The organism is Pseudotabrizicola sp., from assembly GCF_030656345.1.
Lineage (GTDB): Bacteria > Pseudomonadota > Alphaproteobacteria > Rhodobacterales > Rhodobacteraceae > Pseudotabrizicola.
On record NZ_JAUSNR010000007.1, the window covers coordinates 92,306 to 111,364 of the forward strand.

21 protein-coding genes are annotated in these 19,059 nt (G+C 63.0%); 15 read left to right on the forward strand and 6 right to left on the reverse strand.

Annotated features, from left to right (window positions below; all coding sequences use genetic code 11):
* Nucleotides 1–60 precede the first annotated feature (60 nt).
* Genes Q7J44_RS03525 through Q7J44_RS03545 form a run of 5 tightly spaced genes read left to right on the forward strand, consistent with a single transcriptional unit; the run spans nucleotide 61 to nucleotide 5,285 of the window.
* The gene (locus tag Q7J44_RS03525; RefSeq protein ID WP_304877033.1) at nucleotides 61–1,170 is read left to right on the forward strand and encodes a VWA domain-containing protein; all 1,110 of its coding nucleotides are present in this window, start codon (nucleotides 61–63) and stop codon (nucleotides 1,168–1,170) included.
* A complete protein-coding gene (locus tag Q7J44_RS03530; protein WP_304877035.1) occupies nucleotides 1,167–2,051 on the forward strand; it encodes an amidohydrolase in 885 nt (294 codons plus the stop codon). Before Q7J44_RS03525 ends, Q7J44_RS03530 begins: the two co-directional genes overlap by 4 nt.
* Nucleotides 2,052–2,070: 19 nt before the next feature.
* The gene (locus Q7J44_RS03535; RefSeq protein WP_304877036.1) at nucleotides 2,071–2,922 is read left to right on the forward strand and encodes an N-acyl homoserine lactonase family protein; all 852 of its coding nucleotides are present in this window, start codon (nucleotides 2,071–2,073) and stop codon (nucleotides 2,920–2,922) included.
* Between the two features lie 10 nt (nucleotides 2,923–2,932).
* The gene (locus Q7J44_RS03540) at nucleotides 2,933–4,486 is read left to right on the forward strand and encodes an isochorismatase family protein (protein ID WP_304877037.1); all 1,554 of its coding nucleotides are present in this window, start codon (nucleotides 2,933–2,935) and stop codon (nucleotides 4,484–4,486) included.
* A gap of 52 nt (nucleotides 4,487–4,538) precedes the next feature.
* Nucleotides 4,539–5,285 (forward strand): SDR family NAD(P)-dependent oxidoreductase, encoded by a 747-nt coding sequence (locus tag Q7J44_RS03545; protein ID WP_304877039.1) that lies wholly within the window; start codon nucleotides 4,539–4,541, stop codon nucleotides 5,283–5,285.
* 301 nt (nucleotides 5,286–5,586) lie between these two features.
* Here the strand turns inward: Q7J44_RS03545 and Q7J44_RS03550 are convergent, their stop codons facing one another.
* Genes Q7J44_RS03550 through Q7J44_RS03570 form a run of 5 tightly spaced genes read right to left on the reverse strand, consistent with a single transcriptional unit; the run spans nucleotide 5,587 to nucleotide 9,099 of the window.
* Nucleotides 5,587–6,576: a LacI family DNA-binding transcriptional regulator gene (locus Q7J44_RS03550; RefSeq protein ID WP_304877041.1), complete on the reverse strand. Its 990-nt coding sequence runs from the start codon at nucleotides 6,574–6,576 to the stop codon at nucleotides 5,587–5,589.
* A 57-nt stretch (nucleotides 6,577–6,633) separates the two neighbouring features.
* Nucleotides 6,634–6,969: a hypothetical protein gene (locus Q7J44_RS03555; RefSeq protein ID WP_304877042.1), complete on the reverse strand. Its 336-nt coding sequence runs from the start codon at nucleotides 6,967–6,969 to the stop codon at nucleotides 6,634–6,636.
* Complete coding sequence (locus Q7J44_RS03560; protein ID WP_304877044.1) at nucleotides 6,966–7,853, reverse strand: NAD(P)-dependent oxidoreductase; 888 nt, start codon at nucleotides 7,851–7,853, stop codon at nucleotides 6,966–6,968. The genes Q7J44_RS03555 and Q7J44_RS03560 overlap by 4 nt, the downstream gene beginning before the upstream one ends.
* Nucleotides 7,850–8,347, reverse strand: a complete 498-nt coding sequence (locus Q7J44_RS03565; RefSeq protein ID WP_304877046.1) for a gluconokinase — start codon at nucleotides 8,345–8,347, stop codon at nucleotides 7,850–7,852. The genes Q7J44_RS03560 and Q7J44_RS03565 overlap by 4 nt, the downstream gene beginning before the upstream one ends.
* On the reverse strand, nucleotides 8,344–9,099 hold the full coding sequence (locus Q7J44_RS03570) for an SDR family oxidoreductase (RefSeq protein WP_304877048.1): 756 nt from the start codon (nucleotides 9,097–9,099) through the stop codon (nucleotides 8,344–8,346). The genes Q7J44_RS03565 and Q7J44_RS03570 overlap by 4 nt, the downstream gene beginning before the upstream one ends.
* Before the next feature lie 278 nt (nucleotides 9,100–9,377).
* Between Q7J44_RS03570 and Q7J44_RS03575 the strand changes: the two genes are divergently transcribed.
* On the forward strand, nucleotides 9,378–9,983 hold the full coding sequence (locus Q7J44_RS03575; protein WP_304877050.1) for a PEP-CTERM sorting domain-containing protein: 606 nt from the start codon (nucleotides 9,378–9,380) through the stop codon (nucleotides 9,981–9,983).
* Nucleotides 9,984–10,045: 62 nt separating this feature from the next.
* On the opposite strand, the gene Q7J44_RS03580 is transcribed toward Q7J44_RS03575, so the two are convergent.
* On the reverse strand, nucleotides 10,046–10,204 hold the full coding sequence (locus tag Q7J44_RS03580; protein WP_304877052.1) for a hypothetical protein: 159 nt from the start codon (nucleotides 10,202–10,204) through the stop codon (nucleotides 10,046–10,048).
* A gap of 532 nt (nucleotides 10,205–10,736) precedes the next feature.
* Between Q7J44_RS03580 and Q7J44_RS03585 the strand changes: the two genes are divergently transcribed.
* The 9 genes from Q7J44_RS03585 (at nucleotide 10,737) to Q7J44_RS03625 (ending at nucleotide 18,635) form a co-directional block, all read left to right on the forward strand.
* Nucleotides 10,737–12,041: a site-specific integrase gene (locus Q7J44_RS03585; RefSeq protein ID WP_304877054.1), complete on the forward strand. Its 1,305-nt coding sequence runs from the start codon at nucleotides 10,737–10,739 to the stop codon at nucleotides 12,039–12,041.
* Nucleotides 12,038–12,493 carry a hypothetical protein gene (locus Q7J44_RS03590; protein WP_304877055.1) on the forward strand — a complete coding sequence of 152 codons (456 nt, stop codon included), beginning with the start codon at nucleotides 12,038–12,040 and terminating at the stop codon, nucleotides 12,491–12,493. Before Q7J44_RS03585 ends, Q7J44_RS03590 begins: the two co-directional genes overlap by 4 nt.
* Nucleotides 12,494–12,621: 128 nt before the next feature.
* Nucleotides 12,622–12,834: an AlpA family transcriptional regulator gene (locus Q7J44_RS03595; protein ID WP_304877057.1), complete on the forward strand. Its 213-nt coding sequence runs from the start codon at nucleotides 12,622–12,624 to the stop codon at nucleotides 12,832–12,834.
* A gap of 70 nt (nucleotides 12,835–12,904) precedes the next feature.
* Entirely contained in the window at nucleotides 12,905–13,252 is a 348-nt protein-coding gene (locus tag Q7J44_RS03600) for a helix-turn-helix domain-containing protein (RefSeq protein ID WP_304877058.1), read from the forward strand.
* Complete coding sequence (locus tag Q7J44_RS03605; RefSeq protein WP_304877059.1) at nucleotides 13,249–13,575, forward strand: hypothetical protein; 327 nt, start codon at nucleotides 13,249–13,251, stop codon at nucleotides 13,573–13,575. Before Q7J44_RS03600 ends, Q7J44_RS03605 begins: the two co-directional genes overlap by 4 nt.
* On the forward strand, nucleotides 13,560–13,787 hold the full coding sequence (locus tag Q7J44_RS03610) for a hypothetical protein (RefSeq protein ID WP_304877060.1): 228 nt from the start codon (nucleotides 13,560–13,562) through the stop codon (nucleotides 13,785–13,787). Before Q7J44_RS03605 ends, Q7J44_RS03610 begins: the two co-directional genes overlap by 16 nt.
* Nucleotides 13,788–13,824: 37 nt before the next feature.
* Nucleotides 13,825–15,966 (forward strand): VapE domain-containing protein, encoded by a 2,142-nt coding sequence (locus Q7J44_RS03615; protein ID WP_304877061.1) that lies wholly within the window; start codon nucleotides 13,825–13,827, stop codon nucleotides 15,964–15,966.
* A gap of 277 nt (nucleotides 15,967–16,243) precedes the next feature.
* Nucleotides 16,244–17,935 (forward strand): hypothetical protein, encoded by a 1,692-nt coding sequence (locus Q7J44_RS03620; RefSeq protein WP_304877062.1) that lies wholly within the window; start codon nucleotides 16,244–16,246, stop codon nucleotides 17,933–17,935.
* 1 nt (nucleotide 17,936) lies between these two features.
* Nucleotides 17,937–18,635 carry a hypothetical protein gene (locus Q7J44_RS03625; RefSeq protein ID WP_304877063.1) on the forward strand — a complete coding sequence of 233 codons (699 nt, stop codon included), beginning with the start codon at nucleotides 17,937–17,939 and terminating at the stop codon, nucleotides 18,633–18,635.
* Nucleotides 18,636–19,059: the final 424 nt, after the last annotated feature.

Sequence of the window (19,059 nt, forward strand, 5' to 3'; positions counted from 1 at the left end):
GAGGCCGCAGGCCGGGGGGCAGACAACCCCCCTGCACGGGTTGCCACGGGGAGGGCGGCCATGACGCGCGCCATGCCACTTCCACGCGCTCTTGCCCCCTTTCTCACCTTCGCACAGGTGCTGCGCGGCCATGGCTTTCTGGCCGCGCCAGACCAGACCCGGACCTTCATTGCCGCCACCGGCCTGCTTGGCCCCGCATCCCTGCGCGACATCCGCCGCGCAGCACACGCGACCTTCGGCCCGCCCCCCGAACGCCACGCGGAATTCGATGCGCTGTTTGACAAGGTCTTTCTTGGCATGGCTTTTGCCGCCCCCGCGCCGGGCGAGGCCGAAGATCTGCCGACCGCCTATGATGCGGGCGATGCGGCGCTTTTGCCCGAACCTGAAGACGAAGATCCATCGGGTGCCGAGGCGACGGCCCTTGAACGCCTGACCGCGCGGGCGTTCGCTGAGGATGCGGATGGCCTGCGCGCCTTTGCCCGCGCGGTGCCACGCGCTTTGCCACGCCGCCGGGCCCGCCGCTTGACCCCGGGCAGGGGCCGTGCCCCTGATCCGTCGCGCACCTTTCGCGCCATGCTGCGTCATGACGGCGAAATCACCCGCCTGCCACGCCGGACCCGTCAGACCCGGCAGCGGCGCGTGTTGCTGCTGATCGACGTGTCAGGCTCGATGAAAGCGGGCACCGAAGGCGCGATGCGGCTGAGTCACGCTCTGGTGCAGGCGGGGGAACGGGTGGAGGTCTTTACCCTTGGCACCCGGTTGACCCGCGTCAGCCGTGCCCTGCGCCACCGCAACCGCGATCAGGCGCTGATACGGGCGGCGGGGCTGGTGGCCGACTGGGACGGCGGCACGCGGCTGGGTGAGGCGCTGCAGGTCTTCCTCGCCGTGCCACGCTTTGCCGGCTTTGCGCGGGGTGCCTTGGTGGTCGTGCTGTCCGACGGGCTGGAACGCGGCGGGCCGGAGGCGCTGGTGCAGGCCATGGACCGGATGCGCGGCCTTGCCTGGTCGGTGCTGTGGTTGTCACCGCTGGCCGCCGATCCGGCCTACCGGGTTGAGACCGGGGCGATGCGGGCGATTGCGCCGATGATCGACCGGCTGGGCAACGGGGCCACCCCGCAGGCCATCGCGGCCGAGATCCTGACTTTCGCAAAGGGAGCACGCGCGGCATGAGGGTGATCGACGCACATTTCCACGTCTGGCGGCAGGCCGATCTGCCCTGGCTGTCAGGCCCGATGCAGCCGCGTATCTTCGGCCCCTATGAGCCGATCCGGCGCGACTATCCGATGACTGAATATCTGGCCGATGCCGTGCCGCAGGGCGTGGAGCGGGCGGTCTATGTGCAGGCCAACTGGCCTGTTGAAAGGGCTTTGGACGAAGTGGCCTGGCTGGAGGGGCTGGCGCAGGACACCGGCTGGCCGCACGGCATCGTGGCCTTTGCCGACATGACGGTGGCCGATGCCCGCCCGGCGCTGGACCGCCTGATGCGCTTTCCCCGCCTGCGCGGCATTCGCCAGCAACTGCATTATCACGATAACCCGCTCTATCGCTTTGCCTCGGGGCCGGACCTTTGCGAGGATAGGGCAGTACAGAAAAACATTGCAACCTTAGGCGGTTACGGCCTGACCTTCGACCTTCAGGTCTTTCCTGCGCAGATGGCCGGGGCAGCGCGTCTGGCGCAGGCTTGTCCTGCGACGACATTCGTCCTGCAACACGCCGGAATGCTGGAGGATACCACCGATGCCGGACGCGCCGCATGGCGCGAGGCGATGGCCACGCTGGCCGCCTGCCCGAATGTGGTGGCAAAGCTGTCCGGCTTCGGCACCTTCATCCACCGCAACGATCCGGCCCATATCGGCTGGCTGATCTCGGAAACCATTGGCCTGTTCGGCGCTGACCGCTGCCTCTGGGGGTCGAACTTCCCCATCGAAAAGCTCTGGACCGGCTATGCCGCGCTGCTGTCTGCGCACCGCGCGGGGGCTGCTGCCTTCACCCAGTCCGAACAGGACGCGATCTTCTGGAACACCGCAGCCCGGGTCTACCGGCTGACCTGACACTCAAGGGAGAACCATCATGGCGCTAGAAATCCGCATCCTCGACTTTGGCGATATCGAGCTGGAATCGTCCTTTCTGGTGCTTGGCCGCGATTGCGGGCGGGTGCGGCGGGTGCCGGTTTACGGGTTTCTGATCCTTGGCGGACAGTATCCCATCGTCGTCGATACCGGCTACCGCGACAATGCGATCATGGAAACGCTGGGGATGCGCGGCCTGCAGTTTCACGAGAACATGGTCGAACGGCAACTGGCCAAACACGGCGTCAAGGTGGGTGATGTGCGCTACATCCTGCACACCCATCTGCATATCGACCATGCCGGCAAGGATGACTGCTTTCCGATGAACACCACCGTGGTGATCAACCGGCGCGAGCTGGAATATTCTGTATCGGGCCTGATGCACCCGCAATATCCCAAGCCCGACATCATCCACCTGATCGAACGCCTGCACCATCCGGGTGCCCTGCGGCTGGAGGATCTGGAAATTTCGGGGCCGGTCGAGCTGATGCCCGGCGTCGTGCTGGAGGCGGCTGGCGCGCATACCGAAGGGTCGATGAACGTGCATGTGCAGACCGCCGAAGGGCTGGCCACGATCTGCGGCGACGTGATCTATGACTTCAATGACCAGGTGATCGAGCCCCTGCGCAGCTTTGGCCCCGAGGAATATCAGGTGACGGGCAATCACAGCGGGTCCAAGCGCGCCGAAAAAGGGCAGGTGCGCAAGCTGATGTATTCTGGCGCAAAATTCATCCTGCCGGTGCATGACAAGCCCGCAAAGGTCGAGGGCGGGCGCGTCGTGGGGCGGCTCGACATGGTGGTGCCCGGTCCGGTCAGCCAGTCGGTGCCGCGGCGCGACTGGTTCCCGGCCTGAGGGGGCGGCCATGGCCCATGCAGCCCATGATCCCGCCTTCCGCCGCCTGATTGACGAACACGCCCCCGTCCGGCAGGCGGGCAGCGGATTCACCTTTACTGAAGGCCCTGTCTGGCATCCGGTGGACCAGTATCTGCTGTTTTCCGACATGCCGGCCGATGTGCGCCGCCGGCTGGACCGTGCCGGGGTGCGCGAGGTGATGCGCCCGTCGCACAAGGGCAATGGCATGACCTATGATGCCGACCTCAACCTGATCGTCTGCGAACATGCGACCAGTTCCGTCGCGCGCTTTCGCCCTGATGGCACGCGCGAGGTACTTTGCAGCCATTTCGAGGGGCGCGAGCTGAACTCTCCCAACGATCTTTGCGTGAAATCCGATGGCTCGATCTGGTTCACCGACCCGTGGTACGGGCGGATGCCGCATTTCGGGGTAGAGCGTCCGCGTCAGCTTGGCTGGCAGGGTGTGTTTCGTCTGCCCCCCGGGCACCGCCCCGGCGATGAACCGCAGCTTGTGGTGGATCGGTATACCTTCACACAGCCGAACGGGCTGTGCTTCTGCCCGGATGAATCGAAGCTCTATGTGAACGACACCGAACAGGCCAGCATCCGTGTCTACCGCGTGCAGCAGGACGGCACCTTGGCCGATGGCCGCATCTTTGCCAGCGGCATCCGCGACAGCCTTTTGCCGGGCGTGCCGGATGGCATGAAATGCGATGCCGAGGGCAATGTCTGGGTGACCGCGCCGGGGGGGCTCTGGGTCTATGCGCCGGACGGGCGGCATCTGGGGCGCGTGTCCCTCCCCGAACTGCCCGCCAACCTGCACTGGGGCGGGCCGGACTGGCGCACGCTTTATGTCTGCGCATCCACCAGCGTCTACACGGTCGATGTGAAGGTGGGCCCGCGCGCCGAGCCGTTCATGAAGGCCAAGGCGATGGCGAAAGCGGCACCTGCGGACGAGGGACTGCGGCTGGACCCGGCGCGCTGTGCGCTGATCATTCAGGACATGCAGAACGATGTCGTGATGGAGGGCGGGGCCTTTGCCGCATCGGGCAGCCCGGCACATTGCCGCGAACAGGGGGCCATTGGCAACGCCGGGCGGCTGGCGGAACGCGCGCGGGCGCTGGGGATGCCGGTGATTCATGTCTGGTTCGTGCGCCGCGCCGACGGGGCCGACATGACCCTGAACGCGCCGCTGTTCGAAGGTGCGGTCGACGCGAATGCGCTGATCGAGGGCACATGGGGCGCAGAGCCCGTGCCGGGGCTGGAGGCGAAGCCCGGCGATTACATCGTCACGAAAAACCGCATGAGCGCCTGGGAGGGCACACGGCTGGAGACGATTCTGAAAGCCACCGGGCGCGACATCCTTATCGAGACCGGGGCCTGGACCAACATGAGCATCGAACACACAGCACGGACCGGGGCCGACAAGGGATTTGTCATGGTCATCCCCGAAGACGGATGCAGCACGATGAACGCCGACTGGCATCGCGCCAGCATCGACTACGCGCTGCAGAACGTGGCGCTGGTGACAACGACGGCAGAGGTAATCTCGGCGCTGGGCTAGGGGCGGGGTCATCAGCGGCGGAAGGTGGTAGCAGATGTCAGGGGCAGGATACATGAACACATATGATCTGGCCGGTCAGGTGGCCGTAGTGACCGGCGGCGCACAGGGCATCGGCCTTGCGGTGGCGCGCAGGTTGCATGCGTCGGGCGCGCATGTCTGTCTGTGGGACATGGACGCGGACCTTGCCGCCGCCAGTGCCGCAGCGCTGGGCGGGCGGGCCGAAGGCGCGGGCCTTGATGTGACCGATGCCTCGGCCACGCAGGCGCTGGCCGATGCCACCTTTGCGCGGCTGGGCCGCCTGGATGTGCTGGTGAATTCAGCCGGGATCGCGGGGTCTAACGGGCCGCTTGAGGCTTATCCGGTCGAAGAATTCCACCGCATCATCGAGGTGAACCTGCATGGCACATTTCACGCCTGCAGGGCAGTCCTGCCCCATATGCAGGCGCGCGGCTATGGCCGCATTGTCAACATCGCCTCGGTCGCCGGGAAGGAGGGCAACCCGAACGCGGCCCCCTATTCCGCGTCTAAGGCAGCGGTGATCGCGCTGACCAAAGCGATGGGCAAGGAAAACGCAGGCACCGACATCGCGGTCAACTGCGTGACCCCGGCAGCGGCCCGCACCCGGATTTTTGATCAGATGAGCCAGTCGCATATTGACTTCATGCTGTCCAAAATCCCCCGCGCCCGGTTTCTGGAGGTGGACGAGGCCGCAGCCATGATCGTCTGGATGTGCACGAAAGAAAACTCCTTCACCACCGCAGGCGTGTTCGATCTTTCAGGCGGTCGCGCAACCTATTGACGCGTCCGGTGGCGCTGTCAGAGGAAAATTCGGCACGGCACGGCGGAGCGCGTTGCCTGATGACCCACGCGCACTGTTCAGGTACTTCAGGAGGCGCCCTGAGACCGTCCGTCTGGCGGCATTGCTCCATCCGGTGCCCGCTGTCGAAGCGCAACGACGAGGATTTCCTGCACGAGCGGGGTTCTGCGGTAGAGGGGTTTGCAAGCTGAACGCCGTCGACCCTTGCGCCTTTGCAGGAGCGGTTGGCGGATCTGGGTTTGGGGGATGTCGGCAGCGCTTGCGATGAAGGCCATTTCCCGCCTCAGCCCGTCGATTGGCGGAGCAGCAGGTCTGGTGAGATGGCCAGTCTGGCCGGTGTGCATTGTCTCCCATCCAGCACGTCGAGGATCAGCGCTGCGGTGCGGGTGCCGATTTCGCGCGGGAAGGGGTTGATGGTGGTCAGGGCCGGAACCGCGATGCCGGCGATCTCGTAATCGCCGAAGCCTGCGATCCAGACGCGGCCCGGCACCTCGACCCCACGCCTCTGGCATTCGGTCAGTGCGCCAAAGGCCGACAGGTCGGACACACAGATCACCGCCTGCGTGTCGGGCAGGGTTTCCAGCAGGCGGGCCATGGCATCGGCCCCTTCGCGCATCGAAATGGGCGGGGGTCCGGCTGCGATCAGGCGGGTGGCGTCCAGGCCCTGCGCCTGCATGGCGGCGACAAATCCGGCGCGGCGGTCGGCGCCGCGCGTATCCCGCGTGGCATCGCCGCCGATAAAGCCAATCCGCGTCAGGCCCCTGGCCACAAAATGATCGACCATGCCCTGCACCGCCCGGGCGTTGGAAAAGCCGACCACATGGCCGATCGGATCATCGGGCAGATCCCAGATCTCGACCACCGGGATGTCCGCATTTTCCAGCAACCGCCGGGCGCGCGGCGTATGGCGGCCCCCGGTCACGACAACCGCCTCGGGCCGGCGGCGCAGCAACTGGCCGATCAGGTGTTCCTCTTCTGCCATGTCGTAATCGGTGTAGCCCAGCAGAACCTGCAACCCGCGCGGTTTCAGCCCGTCTGACAGGCCCCGGACCGTTTCGGCAAAGTTGGCGTTGTTGATCGACGGGATGGTGACGGCGATAAAATCCGTGCGCTGTGACCGCAGGTTTGATGCCGTGCTGTCAAAGACATAGCCCAGATCATCCGCAGCCTTCAGGATCGCGCGGCGCGTGGCCGCGCTGACCGGACGGTCGGTCCTGAAGGCGCGGCTGACCGTCATGGGAGAGACCCCCGCAAGGCGGGCAACATCTGCCATGGTCGTGGTTCTGCGCGGCGGGATCACGGCGCAGCGGTGGTGCCGTGGCAGGGATGGCTAGACCAGATCATGATCATGCGCTGTGGTGATGTGGTGGTGGATGCGCCCGGTGAAAAAGCGCGCGAGCACAGCCTCGGTCGCGGCCTTGCCCTCGGCCCGGACGGGGCTGGCAAGGGCCGCGTCAACAGCGGCAAGGTCGGGGTAGCTGATGGCAAGGATCAGCGGATACTCCGGCGCGCCCTCATCCCGGCTTTCGGCAAAGGTCACCCGCACGGCAAGCGCGCCGGGAAACGCCTTCCACTTCGGCAGCACCTCGGTCAGGATCGCCTGGCGGAAGGCTTCGGTCTGGCCGTCGTGGATGCGGCCCTCAAACAGGGCATAGCGGGTGATCATTCGAACATCTCCTTTTGCGGTCCTTTGAAAAATTCCATCAGCGCCGCCTGATCTTCGCCGCCCAGACCAGCGGCGGTCAGCATGCGGTGAATCTCGGCACACAGGGCGGTCAGCGGCATCGGCGTATGGGTCAGCCGGGCCAAGTCGGCGGCGCCGTTCAGATCCTTGACCATGTTGTCGATGCGGCCGGTGCGGCGGTAGTCGCGCGCGGCAAAGCGGGGCATGTATTCCTGCAAGATGGCAGAATCGGCGCGGCCGCCTTTGAGCGCCTTGGGGATCATACCGGCATCGACCCCGGCGGCTTCGGCCAGGGCCGTCGCCTCGGCAACCGCCAGAAATCCAAGACCGCACAGCACCTGATTGATCAGCTTGGTGGTCTGGCCCGCGCCGGGCCCGCCCATCCGGGTCTGGTTTGACGCAACCCGTGACAGGATCGCCTGTGCGGCGGCCACATCCTCGGGCGCGCCGCCCTGCATCAGGGTCAGCTCGCCGGTTGCAGCCTTCGGGATGCCGCCGGACAGCGGGCTGTCAACCCAGGCCAGACCCTTTGCGGCGGCGTCAGTGGCAAGCGCCTTGGTCGCTTCGGGATCGATCGAGGACATGTCGATGATCAGCGTGCCGGGTGCTGCGCCATCCGCAACCCCGCCCGGGCCGAACACCGCCGCCCGCACGATATGGGGTGCATTCAGCGACAGGATGACGGCCCGCGCGCCGCGTGCGGCGTCGGCGGCGGATGTGGCAGCCGTCGCCCCCGCCTCGATCAACGCGGCCAGCTTTGCGGGATCAAGGTCGAACACGGCAAGCCGGGTTCCGGTGGCGACCAGACGGGCACCAATCGCGCCCCCCATGGCACCTGCGCCGATCAGCGCGATGGTATCGGTCATAAGCGGGGTCCTTTCAAATATGTGGCAATGGTGTCGATCAGCGCGGGCAGGGGCTGGTCGATGGCAACGGTCTGCGCCTCCTCCGGGCCCGGGGGTTCAAGCGCGGCAAACTGGCTGTCGAGCAGGCTGGCCGGCATATAATGGCCCGTGCGCGCCGCCATGCGTGCGGCAATCAGATCGCGGCTGCCGGACAGGTGGATAAACTGCACCGACCCGCCCGCGCCTGCGCGCAGCCGGTCGCGATAGCTGTGGCGCAGGGCTGAACATCCGACAATCACCGGCGCTTCCTGCGCCAGCACGGCCGCAACCCGGTCCAGCCATGGCCAGCGGTCTTCATCGGTCAGCTGTATCCCTGCGCGCATCTTGTCGACATTCTGTGCCGGATGCAGATCGTCGCCATCGCGGTAGGCGATGCCAAGCCGCGCCGACAGACCGTCGCCCACCGAAGATTTGCCGCAGCCCGCAACCCCCATGATCACCACCCGCAAGGTCATAGCGAGGCTGTGATGCCGCCGTCGACGTAAAGGATATGGCCGTTGACGAAACTGGCGGCATCCGAGGCGAGGAAGATGCAGGCACCCTGCAATTCCTCAACCTTGCCCCAGCGCCCGGCAGGGGTGCGCTTTTCCAGCCATGTGGTGAAGGCGCGGTCGGCGATCAGCGCCGCGTTCAGCGGTGTGTCAAAATACCCCGGCGCGATGGCGTTGCAATTCAGCCCGTGTTTCGCCCAGTCGGTCGCCATGCCCTTGGTCAGATTGCCGACAGCACCTTTGGTGGCGGTATAGGGCGCGATGCCGGGCCGGGCGAGGGCAGTCTGCACGCTGGCGATGTTGATGATCCGGCCACGCCCGCGTGCGATCATGTGGCGCGCAACCGCTTGTCCGACATGGAAGACGCTGGCGATATTGGTCTGCAACAGCCGCTCGAACGCATCGGCGGGAAACTCCTCCAGCGGGGCACGGTGCTGCATCCCGGCGTTGTTCACCAGAATGTCGATGGGCTTGCCCGAGGCCTCGAACCCATCAACCGCGGCGCGCACGGCGCTGTGGTCGGTGGCGTCGAACGCCAGCACCTCTGCCCCCGGGATGCGCGCAGCCGCCTCGGCGAGTTTGGCCGCATCCCGCCCGTTCAGCACCACCTGCGCCCCCGCCGCGACCAGCCCCTGCGCCAGAGCAAAGCCGATGCCCTGCGACGACCCGGTGATCAGCGCCCGCCGCCCGGTCAGATCAAAAAGCTGGTGTCCCAAGGTTTGCGTCCTTTCAGGTTGCTGGCAACAGATGTCGCTCTGCAGCCTATGTTATCGATAACATAGGCTGTCAAGCCGCGACCGTAAAGCGCGTGGCAACACCGGGGTCTGGCAGAGAGCGGGCCGGGGGCAGGGGCTGACCGTGCCGCATGACACCAGTGTAACGTCGCGTCAGACGGCCCCGGTTGCCCGATCCACGTCGCCATTCCGCCTTATTTCTTCCCAAACCGACTGTTAGTTGAGCGGCATGTAACCTGTTTATCCGTTTGGAGATGATGATGTTGAAGACCTTTGCAGCACCGCTTGCTGTGGCTCTGTCGCTGATGGCGGGCATTGCCCCGGCCGCGACAGTGCTTGAAAGCGACGTGGGTGATTTTTCCAATGCCTGGAAGACCCCGACGGCCATCGCTGCCGGGGTCACATCGGTGTCCGGCACGTGGTCCGGTTCCAATGATCATGACATTCTGAGCTTCGGCTTTCTGCCCACCGGAAAGCAGATCCTGACTTTGGTGTTCGAGGCCATGCCCGGCTTTGGCTACAGCTATTCTGCCGGTGGGCAGGTCCTGTTCAGCACCTCGGCCTTTCGCTGGGCGTGGGACGGCATCTACGCAGCGGGCGGCGGTGTGAGTTTCAACTACAACAACGCCGGAACCCCGATCGTGCGGACAATCGAGCTGGGCGATGACTTTGCCGGCCAGCTGTGGCTGGGGCTGTATGGCACAAATAACAACCCGCTGAGCTACACCATCTCGTCCACCGCCTGGGCCCCAGCTCCTGATCTTTCCCCCGCCGCTGTGCCGGTTCCTGCCAGCCTTGGCCTGATGCTGACCGCTTTGGGCGGGCTTGGGGCGCTGGCCCTGCGCCGCCGCCGCACCGCTGCCTGAGATCAGCGGACCCTTTGCGTCAAAGCACTTGAAGCGGCACCGGACCATCCGGTGCCGCTTTTTCATCTTGCGCCGCCCTTGCGTTCCACGGCCTCCGCCCTTGCCGGATAGTGCAATTGGTCTGATTTGCCGGTTGCGGCCAGCCACTCCGCCTCTGCCATGTCGCTTTCGCGTGTCGTCAGGGACGGATCGGCAAAGGCGGCAAAGATTGGCCCGGCCAATCCGTCACAGGCTTCGGGGATCAGGTCCGTCAGCGGAATGTCTGTGCCCTAGCCAAGCCCAGCATTTCAACGTGTGATGGCAGCATGTGAAGCAGGGAACCTGCAGACCTGTTCCAGCAATGGAAGAAAGTCTGCACGCCTCCATGCCACCGCCTCAGGTTTTTCAAACGCCATGCCCGGATCCTGCACCCGTCAGGAACCAGAACCGCAGCCTCCGCACTGTCTGTAACCCGACCTTTGGGGGCGATGTTGACGGCATAGGCAGGCGAGGTGCATCCGCAGCCAGTGCCAAGCGTTTTCACGTGGTGGGCCTGGATGATGGGCATATAAGAAAATGCCCAAAACAATCAGAGGGGAGTGGCGGAGAGGGTGCCCGCCATTGATAGAATGCTTCCCGTTGCATCCCGTAGTGGAATGTGGTCGGCAACTCTATGATTCAACGTTAGTTACCTCAGAACTTGGATTTATCCCATTGCAACTCATTGCACCCTGTCGTTTACTCTTTGATGGGTAGTAGGTGGGGTGTGCAGGAATGCCAAAGATTGCCGAGGAACTGGGGCCGCTGGATGTTAAGCGGCTGACTCATGCCGGGGGCAAGGGTAATGCGTTGGTCGCGGTTGGTGGTGTTGCTGGCCTTTACCTGCAGCTGACCCCCAAGAACGGCAAGACGTGGATTTTGCGCATGAGGATTGGTGACCGTCGCCGCGATATCGGCTTGGGCGGTTTTCCTACCGTGACCCTTGCCCTTGCCCGTGAGAAGGCACGCACAGCACGCGCCAAGGTGGAAGCTGGCATAGATCCCGTAGAGGAACGCAAGGCCGCCCGCGCTACGTTGGTGGCAGAGCGCAAGCGGGGCATGCTGTTTTCCGATGCTGTAGACAAGGCGCTGGGCGCAAAGCTGGATGCCTTCAAGAACGAAAAGCACCGCAAGCAATGGCGTGCCACCCTTGATGCCTACGCTTTGCCCGAACTTGGGCAGATGGCGGTGCAGGACATTGGGGTGCAGGACGTCCTGCGAGTTCTGCAACCGATCTGGCAAACCAAGACAGAAACCGCATCCCGCCTTCGCGGGCGGATTGAAGCTGTTCTGTCATGGGCCACAGTTTCGGGCCACCGTTCTGGCGACAACCCGGCGCGATGGGGTGGCAATCTGAAAGAGCTGTTGCCTGCCGCATCGGCGGTGGCGGTCACGGGCAATCATCCTGCCTTGGCGCTGGGCGATGCCGCCGCGTGGTTTGCCGACCTTCGCACCCGTGAAGGGTTTGGCGCGCGGGCTGTAGAGTTTGCCGCTCTGACTGCCGCCCGATCCGGCGAGGTGCGCGGCGCGGTTTGGGATGAAATCGACCTGGAGGCCGCAATCTGGACTATCCCCGCCGCCCGGATGAAAATGAAGCGCGAACACCGCGTGCCTCTGACCCCTGTAGCCGCGGCCTTGCTGGAAGCCCTGCCGCGCCTTGACGGCACAGCACTGGTATTCCCTGCCGCCAAGGGTGGCCAGTTGTCAGACATGACCCTTTCGGCGACCATGCGGCGCATCCATGAAGCCGCCAAGGAAGGGGCAGGGGGCGGGGATGACACAGGGTACCTCGACCCGCGCAACAAGCGCCCAGCCGTGCCGCATGGCCTGCGCTCGACGTTCCGCGACTGGGCGGCAGAGAAGACGCAATATCCCGGCGACATGGCCGAGGTGGCATTGGCGCACCGCATATCTAGCGCAGTGGAAGCCGCCTATCGGCGTGGCGACATGGTGGAAAAGCGGCGGCGCATGATGGCGGACTGGGCAGATTTTCTGACCGGGCGCGCGGTGGGCGGCAATGTTGTGAGGATTGGCGCATGACCAAGAAAAGCAGCGTCGTTGAGGCTCTTGTGAACCAACAAATTGCCGCCGAAACTGCCGGGCTTGAGCGGCTTCTGCGGCATTTCAGGCTGATGGATAAACTGGCCGCTATTATCATGCCTTTGGGCATACCCTTCGACCTGAAAAACAGCTTTGTTGCGGCGCATGCGTGGTATTTGATCGGCCCAGAACTGGCGTCTGATCACCCTGTTTATTTGGGCAGAGGTAGAGGCAGGCCCAAGCGTGTGGCCAGCAAGCATGTTGTGAGGCATGCATTTGTCGAACAAGTTCGACTGGAGATTCAAAAGGCAGGATTTTCCATTACGGACGTTGAAATCATCGAGCTGGCGCAGGAGCATAAAAGCCCACTGTTTGCTCATAGCACGGTCAGGGGCCTGAAAAACTCGGTCACAAAGGGACGAAATATTTTGAGAAAGCCGTCCGAGGAATAAAGCCATTTATCTTTTGCATTCTGCTTTCTGTCACCTTTTATTCGGATGAATTTAGGGTGACTGCATTTTGCACTCACTTAGTCCAAGTTGCATCCCATGAAGTCACGCTGACATGAGGGATGCAGACAATGCCCAAGCACATTCAAGCACATACCGACCGGCCCGCCTATGTGGCTGACATAGCTCTTGCCGCGCATTTTGGCGTAAACCGTGCGACTATCTGGGGATGGGTGAACCGCAATGGCTTTCCGGCCCCGGTGAAGCTGTCACCCCAAATGACACGTTGGAAATGGTCCGAGGTGGAAGCGTGGGAAGCCACGCAAGCACAGGTCGCCGCATAAGAAAACCGCCACCCGAGGGCGGCGGCGTATTCGAGATGCGGTATGAGGATACCCCATACGATACCACCACTTGCCCGAGGCATCAACAGCCGAGGCAGATACAATGAAAATCAATTGGGCGCTTACCGCCTTCGATATCACAAAAACCGATGGCCAGACCTTCCGGGCACTGGTGAAAGGTCGCGACCTCTGGGCGCTGCAGAACCTGATTGCAGCGGGGGCAAATGGCTGCACACCAATAGATCACCCCGGCCCCAGATGGTCTGCATACGTCAAGAATTTGCGCGATGCTGGCTTTGAAATCGACACCATCACCGAGACCCACAAAGGCGAATTCCCCGGCCATCATGCCCGCTATGTGCTGCGCTCGAGCGTTAAATGCGCTTTCGACTCCATGCAGATGGAGGGTGCAGCATGAGCAATGTCGAAAAAATACCGACCGCCCCAACATCTTATTACACCGTGGAAAAGACCGGGAATTGCTGGTTCACGGTATTAGTAACCCCGACTGGCGATAAATCCATCAGGACCAAGATTTGCAAGTTTTCCAGCCATGAGGCAGCAATTGCGCGGACGAAGGAACTTGCCGCCGCACCGCAGCGCCCTGTCAAACTCCCCGGCGCACGCAGCGCGACCCATATTCAAAAGATGTATCTGCGCCGCCTGCATGGATTGAACGATAGCCAAGCGCAAACCGTCGCCTCTCTGATCTGGGGAGGCATGATTTGGCCGACACCGTAAACAACGTCATCGCATTGCTTCCCAGAACGCTGCCGGGCGGTTTTCGGGTGGAGTATTCCCCCGAGGTATCCGAACTAGGCGGGCTGCAGGTTATCATTTGGAAGGATGCCGCACGCAATGAAGGCTTTTGCTTCAGCGCGCCGACGCCCTTTGACGCTTATCGGATCCTGACCAAAATTGCGGAGCAATCCAAGAGGCGCGCGCATGGGTGAAGCCTTCCCGATCCGACAAGAGGCCGCGCTATCACAGATGCCCGCTCAAAACGCGGCAAGCTGGGCGCGGGCTGGCTTCCCGGTGTTTCCTTGTGGGCCGAGCAAGCAACCCTTGACGCCGCACGGGTTCAAGGATGCGACCGCCGATCTGGGCGAAGTCGCAGCATTCTGGCAGGCGCACCCCAAGGCGCTCGTGGGCATCCCCACCGGGGGGGCAAGCGGGTTATTCGTGGTGGACCTCGACACCGACCGCGACACCGGCGAGGCCATAGGGGAGGCTTCCTTTGGCGCGCTGGGCCTGTCCTACTTGATCGGCAGCGTTCCGACCGTCGCAACCCCAAGCGGGGGGCGGCATCTGTATTTCCGTGCCTGCGGGGTTGGAAGCACCACCGGCAAACTAGGCCGGAAAATCGACACGCGGGGCGATGGTGGATACATCATTGCGCCCGGCTCTGTAACGCCGCTGGGGGCCTATCGGCTCTTGAACGGCTCAATCACCCCTGACGCCCTGACAAGCGTTCCTGCGGCCATTCTGGAACCCCTGCGGGGCAAGCCTTCAGACACCGCTGCAACGCTGTTTCAGGTCGCCACAGAAGGCCACTATTCTTTTGTTGGCGACCGTCACAAGGCCGACCAGACCGAGGTGCAGGAAATCCTCTCCTACATCCCGCCAGACTGCGGGTATGACGAATGGTGCGGGGTGCTGATGGGCCTGCATGACCATTTCAGCGGATCGACTGCGGGCCTCGACCTTGCCGATGGATGGAGTGCGCAGGGGTCAAAGTATCAGCCTGGCGAACCCGCTGCAAAGTGGAACAGTTTCAAGGCTGGCGGCGGCAAGGGGTGGGGCAGCGTCTGCGAGTTGGCCCGGCAGAACGGGGCCGATCTGGCAGATATTGCTCGCCGCCACAGAGGGCGGCAGACAACGCCAATGTTTAGCGCGGCAGCGGGCCGAGGCGGCGGCATCGAGGCTGCGCCGAAGGCCGCTAGGTCAAAGCGACAAGACCGCGTGAAGTGGTGCGCCGATGTCGCCTGCACCATTTTGGAGGAAAGCCCCGACTGGGCGGAGGTGCTAGCGCATGATGAATTTACCGGGCTGGATATGCTCTTGAAGCCTATCCCCGGAACGACTGTGCCGCGCTCGACCTTTGCCGCCCGCCCCCTGACTGACAACGATATCACGGCGGCGGTGCGTTGGTTTAACCGCAACGGCTTTCCCGATGCCACGAAGAACGGCACTGCGGACGCCCTTTTTCTGGTAGCGGGGCAAAACATCATTTCCCCGGTGCGCCATTTCCTTGAGGGGCTGGCGTGGGATGGTGTTCACAGGGCGGGGGATTGGCTTACCCGGTATTGTGGCGCGGAACCTGCTGACCTGACCGCAAAGGTGGGCAAGGCTTGGCTGGTGGCGGCGGTGGCGCGGGCCTTGAGGCCCGGTTGCAAGGCCGATTGCGCATTAGTGCTGGAAGGCAGACAGGGGGCCGGAAAGTCATCCATCCTGCGCGCCTTGGCCGGGGATGACTGGTTTAGCGATAGCCTGCGCGACATGCACGGCAAGGATGCCAGCGCTGCGCTGCGAGGCAAATGGATTATCGAATTGCCGGAACTGTCGGCAATGCGCCGATCCGACACCGAAGCCGTCAAAGCATTCCTGAGCCGCACCGAAGAACGCTACCGCCCCGCCTATGGCCGCACAGAGGTTATCGAACCCCGGCGGTGCATCTTTGCCGGAACCACCAACCGCAATGATTACCTGACCGATGACACAGGGGGGCGGCGGTTCTGGCCGGTTGTGGTGGGTGCGGTGGATCTGGATGGCCTGACCCGCGACCGGGAACAACTCTGGGCCGAAGCTGTGGCGTTGTATCAGGCCGGGGAACGCTGGTGGCTCGACCGTGCAGACGAAGGCACAGCAGCGGCAGTGGTGGCGACACGGGCGGCGGATGACCCTTGGGCGGCTGATGTGCTGCGCGTAGTCGATGGCCTGTCAGAGGTAAGCACCCGCGATGTGTTTCAGCTTTTGGAAATCCCGTTGGATCGACGCAACAAGGCCGACGCCATGCGGATTACCGGCATCATCACCCGCGCGGGCTGGGCACGTTCTGGCAAGTTTACGAGCGGGCCGAGCCGTGACCTGTCGCGGTTCCTGCCACCGGGGGGGGCGGCAAGCCATGTATGAGAGCGGAACCTTGTGCGGAACCTCATGCGGAACCTGCCCTGAAAAACCCTGTAAAAACAGACATACCCCGCAAATGCGGAACCTCGCGGAACCTTTTCCCACACATTTCACCAGAACATCTAACCAACTGAAAATAATGAGGTAATCGGGTATATGTCTGTTCCGCAGGTTCCGCACTTAAGGGGGTTTGGTGGTTCTGGACGAAATGTATGGAAAAAGGTTCCGCAGGTTCCGCACTCCCAGACGCAGGCACGTTCAAAACAGAAGGAAAGCGACCATGACGACCGAAGAAAAGCGACAGGATCTCATAAGACAACAGCAGGCGGCAATTGCTCGCGCGGAGAGACGCATCGCCACACAACAGACGCAAGGCGGCGGCGGGGGCATTGACTACGATGCTCTTGCGGAGAAAGCGCTGGCTGCGCGTAAAGCCCAGCCCGCAGGTACAGCGGTTAACCCGTTTGCGGAGTTTGCGCCTAAGCCCAACCCGTTTGCAAAGTTCGCACCCGAGAGTCCCATCTCCGGTCAGAGCATGAATCCGGAACAGATAGCCGCGCGCGCCCGCGCGCGCCGTAGGCTCGCTGAGCAACAAGCACAGGCGCAGGCACTGGAAGGCCCAAGCGTCTCCAGTGTGGCGGGAAACTTTGGAGCGGGAACGCAAACTGGCATCGCGCAAATGGCTGGCTTCCCAGTCGATGCCGTCACCGGCGCAATCAATGGCGTGGGCGAGATGACAGGCATGTGGGGGCCGATTGAAAGCCCATTGGGCGGTTCCGCCAGCATAGACGCTGCGCTACAGCCCTTTCGGGCGAACATCCCTGAACCACAGAACACCACAGAGCGCATGGCACGGCGCGTAGGAGAGGAAGTAGGGGCGTCGGTTGTCGCTGCGCCCGTGGCAATGGGCAGCGCCGCTGTACGGGCTGCTCCGGGCTTGTTCGCGGGCACTGAGGCGGCGTCTGCCATCGGTTCGGGCGCGGGAGCGGCAATTGCCAATGAGATTGCGCCTGGCAGCACGACTGCGGAAATCGTCGGGCTCCTTGCTGGTGGCGTTCCTGCGGGCTATGCGGCGGGCCGCGCGCTGGGTGCCAACGGATCAGATGCTGTGGTGCGCGGTGGGATTGAAGACCAACGTATGATGGCAGCGGACGCATATGCGCCCGTGCGGGCAGACACTCGGGTTCTGCCTCAAGATTCAGTTGATAACTTTGCGCTGGGCATTTCAAACCGGATGAGTGCGGAACGGATCAACTCCCGCCTGCAGCCGTCATCGTCTGCGGTTCTTGATGCAATTGTGGCTGATACTGCAAACCCCATGCGGATTGAGGATATTGAAAACCTGCGTCGCCTGACTGAGAGCAGTATTCCTGGCACCGCTGCGCCAGCGGATCGTCGCCTTGCTGGCATCATGAAAAGCGAAATCACCGACTACCTGAACAACTTGAACGATCCGATAGCCGATAGCTTGCGAGAAGGCCGGGACGCGCATCGCCGCGCAACAGCGGCGCAATCCATTGATGACGCTTCCACAAAAGCGGTGCGGCGCGCTGCCAGCACAGGAAGTGGCGGAAATGAAATCAACGCCATGCGGCAAAATCTGCGCAGCATTCTGGACAACCCGCGCAAAGCTCGATCCTTCAAGCCGGAAGAACTGGCCTTGATGGAGCAAGTCGTTCGCGGAACAGGCGGGCAAAATGCCCTGCGCAGCCTTTCGCGCCTCGCCCCGACCAGTGGCGGGCTTTCGGCCATGCTTGGCGTCGGGGGCGTGATGGCAAGCCCTGCCGTGGCGCTACCAATCATGGCCATAACTGAACTGGCAAAGGCTGGGGGGGAGCGGTCAACACGCAGGGTTGTTGACGCGCTTATGCAGAGCATAGCCCCTGACCGAGTGCTGAAAACCGGCGAGACAGGTATAAACTCGGTTGTCAGAGCCTTGCTGGCAGGCCGCGCTATTGCTGGGGGCGAGTGACATGGCATTGCCGAAGAAAAGTCCCCAACGAGAAAAGAAACTCGCGCCTTTTACCCCATCCCCAACACTTATGGGCGGGGCAGACATCAAGCCCGAACAAGATGAAGCCGTTTTTGATGGGTTGACCGAGGCCGAAAGAGAAAAGGTCAAACAAACGCTTGCGAAAGCTCGCGCACGAACCAATGGCCCGCCAATGGGTCTGAAGATGGAAGATGGCGTTCTAAACGTCTTGCACAGGGCATCACACAACGAAGCCGCGACGGGTTTATTGTTGATGGCCGATCTGGGGACAGCAGACCCCCATTTTCACGCCGGCGTCACAGGACAGGTTGCGACTCTGGGCTCACATGGCAAAAAGCTGGACGAAGTTAACAGCAACTTTGTCTTGTCGGTCGTCAGAGCAGTTGAACCGCGCGACGAGTTGGAAGCCATGCTCGCTGTCCAAATGGGTGCTATCCATGCAGCCACAATGATGATGGCGCGAAAGTTCAACCATGTTGACACCATCCCCCAGCAAGACGCGGCAGAACGGGCCTTGAACAAGCTGGCGCGCACCTATGCCATGCAGATGGAAGCCCTGAAACGATACCGCACTGGGGGGCAGCAAAAGGTGACGGTGGAGCATGTGACGGTTAACGCGGGCGGGCAGGCGATTGTCGGGGCTGTCGCGCATGGGGTGGGGGGGCAGCATGAAAAGTGACGATAACCCCATGCACCCCGCACAAAGGCTGATGGATGCGCCCAGATGCTGTGCGAGGTCGAAGCGCAGCGGGGAACCATGTAAGGCCCCAGCGGTCAAAGGCTGGGATGTGTGCCGGATGCATGGCGCGGGTGGCGGTGCGCCTGCAGGCGAGGGCCACGGCATGTGGCGGCACGGTGGACGAACTAAGCAGAGCGACGATATCCGGTTGATAACACAAACTGCGGGGCGCTGGGCAAAGTGGCTGGGGCAGATGGCTTAGCGGCCAAGGGGTGTCGTTCTAACCGACATTCCCCAAGTGGCCTGCCGCTTGACTTCAAGATCGCCTGATTTTGCTCGCTGGGCAAGCGTTCTTCGCCCCGAGCGGTGTCTGTCGTCGCGCAAACGGCCGAAGTCGGGTGGATCAAGCCTCGAACCCGCAGCA

What these genes read in the sequence shown, in the direction of transcription:
- Q7J44_RS03525 (WP_304877033.1), top strand. Translation starts at nt 61, where the DNA reads ATGACGCGCGCCATGCCACTTCCACGCGCTCTTGCCCCCTTTCTCACC.
- Q7J44_RS03530 (WP_304877035.1), top strand. Translation starts at nt 1,167, where the DNA reads ATGAGGGTGATCGACGCACATTTCCACGTCTGGCGGCAGGCCGATCTG.
- Q7J44_RS03535 (WP_304877036.1), top strand. Translation starts at nt 2,071, where the DNA reads ATGGCGCTAGAAATCCGCATCCTCGACTTTGGCGATATCGAGCTGGAA.
- Q7J44_RS03540 (WP_304877037.1), top strand. Translation starts at nt 2,933, where the DNA reads ATGGCCCATGCAGCCCATGATCCCGCCTTCCGCCGCCTGATTGACGAA.
- Q7J44_RS03545 (WP_304877039.1), top strand. Translation starts at nt 4,539, where the DNA reads ATGAACACATATGATCTGGCCGGTCAGGTGGCCGTAGTGACCGGCGGC.
- Q7J44_RS03550 (WP_304877041.1), bottom strand. Translation starts at nt 6,576, where the DNA reads ATGGCAGATGTTGCCCGCCTTGCGGGGGTCTCTCCCATGACGGTCAGC.
- Q7J44_RS03555 (WP_304877042.1), bottom strand. Translation starts at nt 6,969, where the DNA reads ATGATCACCCGCTATGCCCTGTTTGAGGGCCGCATCCACGACGGCCAG.
- Q7J44_RS03560 (WP_304877044.1), bottom strand. Translation starts at nt 7,853, where the DNA reads ATGACCGATACCATCGCGCTGATCGGCGCAGGTGCCATGGGGGGCGCG.
- Q7J44_RS03565 (WP_304877046.1), bottom strand. Translation starts at nt 8,347, where the DNA reads ATGACCTTGCGGGTGGTGATCATGGGGGTTGCGGGCTGCGGCAAATCT.
- Q7J44_RS03575 (WP_304877050.1), top strand. Translation starts at nt 9,378, where the DNA reads ATGTTGAAGACCTTTGCAGCACCGCTTGCTGTGGCTCTGTCGCTGATG.
- Q7J44_RS03585 (WP_304877054.1), top strand. Translation starts at nt 10,737, where the DNA reads ATGCCAAAGATTGCCGAGGAACTGGGGCCGCTGGATGTTAAGCGGCTG.
- Q7J44_RS03590 (WP_304877055.1), top strand. Translation starts at nt 12,038, where the DNA reads ATGACCAAGAAAAGCAGCGTCGTTGAGGCTCTTGTGAACCAACAAATT.
- Q7J44_RS03595 (WP_304877057.1), top strand. Translation starts at nt 12,622, where the DNA reads ATGCCCAAGCACATTCAAGCACATACCGACCGGCCCGCCTATGTGGCT.
- Q7J44_RS03605 (WP_304877059.1), top strand. Translation starts at nt 13,249, where the DNA reads ATGAGCAATGTCGAAAAAATACCGACCGCCCCAACATCTTATTACACC.
- Q7J44_RS03615 (WP_304877061.1), top strand. Translation starts at nt 13,825, where the DNA reads ATGCCCGCTCAAAACGCGGCAAGCTGGGCGCGGGCTGGCTTCCCGGTG.
- Q7J44_RS03620 (WP_304877062.1), top strand. Translation starts at nt 16,244, where the DNA reads ATGACGACCGAAGAAAAGCGACAGGATCTCATAAGACAACAGCAGGCG.
- Q7J44_RS03625 (WP_304877063.1), top strand. Translation starts at nt 17,937, where the DNA reads ATGGCATTGCCGAAGAAAAGTCCCCAACGAGAAAAGAAACTCGCGCCT.